Here is a 3,539-nt window from a genome sequence, read left to right as displayed (position 1 = left end):
AACTCTAGAGCCTTGCAGCCACCATGGACGTACTCCGCCATGTACCGAAGCGTTGATTGAAGCTGGCGTAACACGGGTGGTAGCTGCTATGCTCGATCCGAATCCACAAGTGAATGGCTGCGGCCTGTATCGTCTACAACAGGCAGGAATAGAAGTACGTCATAGCCTCATGCTACTTGAGGCAGAAATGGTTAATAAAGGTTTTATTAAACGTATGCGCACCGGCTTTCCTTGGATAACAGTAAAGCTAGCAGCTTCTTTGGACGGCCGTACAGCAATGGCATCGGGAGAAAGCAATTGGATCACTTCTTACCAAGCGCGTCAGGATGTACAGCGATTCCGCGCAGAAAGCGACGCTATTCTTTCTACCTCAGCTACTGTGTTGGCAGATAATCCAGCACTTAATGTACGTTGGTTATCTCTTCCTACTGACGTTCAGTGCTTATGCGAAGAGAAAAACCTACGCCAACCAGTGAGGGTGATTATTGATAGTGCTAATAGGATTAATCCGGTCCATCGTGTGATACAAAGTGAGGGACTCATTTGGCTAGCGCGCCGACAAAAAGACCAGAATAAATGGCCGGCATGGGTTGAGCAACTGCAGTTGCCATCATTGAATCAGCAAGGTCTAGTGCGTATTGATATCATGGCGCTGATGATGCAACTCGGAAGCAGGCATATTAATAATGTATGGGTTGAAGCTGGAGCTAGTCTCGTAGGATCGCTCTTGTCAGCAGGTTTAGTAGATGAGCTGATTCTTTATCTTTCGCCGAAATTACTAGGTACCGCTGCGCGGCCGCTATGCTTACTGCCAGGACTAGAACGTCTCAGCGACGCGCTTACTTTTGATCTGCTAGATATGCGTCAAGTTGGTCCTGATATGCGTCTACGTTTAAAACCGATCCGTGCCGTATAATTAACCCACGTTAAAAATATTTATGTTAAAATATCAGCCCAAGTTGGTATATTAGAAAACCCATGAAAGTTATTAAAGGTATTGTTGCAGCACCAAATGCACACGTTGCTATTGCTATTGCGCGTTTTAACCACTTCGTTAATGATAGCCTGCTTGATGGGGCAATCGATGTCCTAATTCGTATTGGTCAGGTAAAAAACGAAAACATCACCGTAGTGTGGGTGCCAGGGGCCTACGAGCTACCGCTAACTGTCAACACGTTAGCAAAAAGCCAAAAATATGACGCCATAGTTGCGTTGGGTACTATTATACGTGGAGGGACAGCACATTTTGAATTCGTTGCCAGCGAATGTAGTTCGGGTCTCTCAGCCGTAGCTATGAATAGTGCACATCCTGTAACATTCGGCGTACTTACTACTGAAAGCATCGAACAAGCAATTGATCGTGCTGGCGTCAAGGCTGGTAACAAGGGCGCAGAAGCCGCACTAGCTGCGCTGGAAATGATTAACATATTACAAGCTATCAAAAGCTTGTGAGTCTAGTTAAGGAGAATTATGTGAAACTAACTGCTCGTCGCCGTGCCCGTGAATGCGCTGTCCAGGCGCTTTACTCATGGCAGTTATCTCATAACGACATCGCAGATATAGAAGTGCAGTTACTGGCGGAACAAGATATAAAAGGTATTGATGTCGCTTATTTTCACGAGCTATATTCTGGCACAGCGATCGCCGCTCATGCGCTGGATCAGCTAATGGCGCCGAATCTGTCTCGTCCGCTAGAGAAACTTGGACACGTAGAACGCGCCGTGTTACGTATTGCGCTATATGAACTAAGTAAGCGTCAGGACGTCCCATACCGAGTAGCCATTAATGAAGCAATCGAACTAGCTAAAACTTTTGGTGCTGAAGATAGTTATAAATTTATCAACGGTGTTCTGGAAAAAACGGCACCTCAGGTTCGTCCTAACAAAAAATAAGATTATTGTTATTGTTTACTACGGTTATATAATATTACTTTTGTAAGTAATTGACTCTTATAGAACAGTCAAAGTGAATTGGGACATAGTATGGCATGTGGTGAGTTTGAGATTATTAACCGTTATTTCAACCAGATGCGTAATACACGCCCAGATGTTTTAGTTGGAATAGGCGACGACTGTGCGCTATTATCGGTAGTCGGCACAAAACTAATTGCGATCAGTACCGATACATTAGTTGCTGGTACGCATTTCCTGCCGGAGATAGATCCTGTAGATTTAGGTTATAAGTCGCTAGCGGTCAACTTAAGTGACTTAGCTGCAATGGGTGCAGATCCATCCTGGCTGTCGCTATCTTTGACGTTGCCTTCAGCAGATGAAGCTTGGGTAGCTGCCTATAGCGATAGTTTATTCCAGCAGCTGAATTATTATAATATGCAGCTAATTGGCGGGGATACTACGAGAGGGCCCCTAAGCCTAACACTAACTGTTCATGGACTAATCCCGGTAGGTCAAGCATTAACTCGTTCTGGTGCCTGTATTGATGACTTTGTTTATGTCACCGGTACGTTAGGAGATAGTGCCGCCGGGCTAGCTATTTTGCAAAATCAACTGCAAGTCAATAATGAAGAAGATCGGCAGTATCTACTAGGCCGCCATCTTCGTCCTGAACCACGCATACTACAGGGGCAAATCCTGCGCGATATAGCTAGTGCAGCTATCGATCTCTCTGATGGTATGATTAATGATTTGCGTCGTATGCTGGTCTACAGCGATTGTGGTGTACGTATTAATTTAGATAATATTCCCCGTTCATCGGCGCTGAAGCGCCATACTACACCGGACCAGGCATTACGCTGGGCACTTAGTGGCGGGGAAGATTATGAACTGTGTTTCACAGTCCCAAAGATAAACTGTGCAGCACTAGATGTAGCCATGAGTTACATTGGCGCTCCGTTCACCTGTATCGGTCAAATCAAGCCTAGCGGTGAAGGTATTCAATTTATGGTTCATAACCATCCTGTACAGTACAACTGGTATGGTTATGACCACTTTCAATTCGACGGACTAGACTACTATGATTCTCAATAGTCAGTCTGCTAAAAAGCGCGTTGAACTATCTAACCCCTTGCATTTACTTGCCACTGGTTTTGGTAGCGGGATGTTTTATTGGATGCCTGGTACGGCTGGATCGTTGGTAGCGATTCTACTGTGGTTTCTGCTGCGAACCTTATTACCTTGGCCACTAGACTTACTGGTGGTAATATTTTGTATTTTCCTAGGCATCTATGTTTGTCATCATACAGCGTACGATATGAAAGTGCATGATCACAGTTGTATTGTATGGGATGAATTTGTTGGTATGTGGCTAACTTTAATTGCTTTACCGATGAATAATTGGCGCTGGATTATAACTAGTTTTTTATTATTTCGTTTTTTAGATATTTGGAAGCCTTGGCCGATTAGTTGGTTTGATCGTAAAGTGCAAGGAGGAATTGGTATAATTATCGACGATGTTGTGGCTGGCATTCTCGCAGGCGCAATATTAATCATTCTACATACATTAGGTAGTTTTTTCTTTTTCAGCTAACAATTAACAAAATACTTAGACGTTCATATCATAGATCAACGTTGCTAAACCAAAAT

General features: G+C 44.1%; 5 protein-coding genes. All 5 read left to right on the top strand.

Features of this window, described 5'->3' with window-relative positions:
* The coding region (gene ribD / locus CEX73_RS00255) for a bifunctional diaminohydroxyphosphoribosylaminopyrimidine deaminase/5-amino-6-(5-phosphoribosylamino)uracil reductase RibD (protein ID WP_101626658.1) at positions 1 to 916 on the top strand (916 nt) is incomplete at its 5' end.
* Positions 917 to 978: 62 nt separating this feature from the next.
* The gene (gene ribH / locus CEX73_RS00250; RefSeq protein WP_101626657.1) at positions 979 to 1,452 is read left to right on the top strand and encodes a 6,7-dimethyl-8-ribityllumazine synthase; all 474 of its coding nucleotides are present in this window, start codon (positions 979 to 981) and stop codon (positions 1,450 to 1,452) included.
* 20 nt (positions 1,453 to 1,472) lie between these two features.
* Positions 1,473 to 1,892, top strand: coding sequence for a transcription antitermination factor NusB (gene nusB / locus CEX73_RS00245; RefSeq protein WP_101626656.1), 420 nt, complete (start codon positions 1,473 to 1,475; stop codon positions 1,890 to 1,892).
* Between the two features lie 90 nt (positions 1,893 to 1,982).
* On the top strand, positions 1,983 to 2,984 hold the full coding sequence (thiL, locus tag CEX73_RS00240; protein WP_101626655.1) for a thiamine-phosphate kinase: 1,002 nt from the start codon (positions 1,983 to 1,985) through the stop codon (positions 2,982 to 2,984).
* Entirely contained in the window at positions 2,971 to 3,483 is a 513-nt protein-coding gene (gene pgpA / locus CEX73_RS00235; RefSeq protein WP_101626654.1) for a phosphatidylglycerophosphatase A, read from the top strand. The genes thiL and pgpA overlap by 14 nt, the downstream gene beginning before the upstream one ends.
* Positions 3,484 to 3,539 lie beyond the last annotated feature (56 nt).

The sequence above is a fragment of the Candidatus Palibaumannia cicadellinicola genome, from assembly GCF_002855795.1.
Taxonomy (GTDB): domain Bacteria; phylum Pseudomonadota; class Gammaproteobacteria; order Enterobacterales; family Enterobacteriaceae; genus Baumannia; species Baumannia cicadellinicola_C.
The sequence above is the reverse complement of the archived record's forward strand: the minus strand, read 5'-3'. Positions and strand labels throughout refer to the sequence as shown.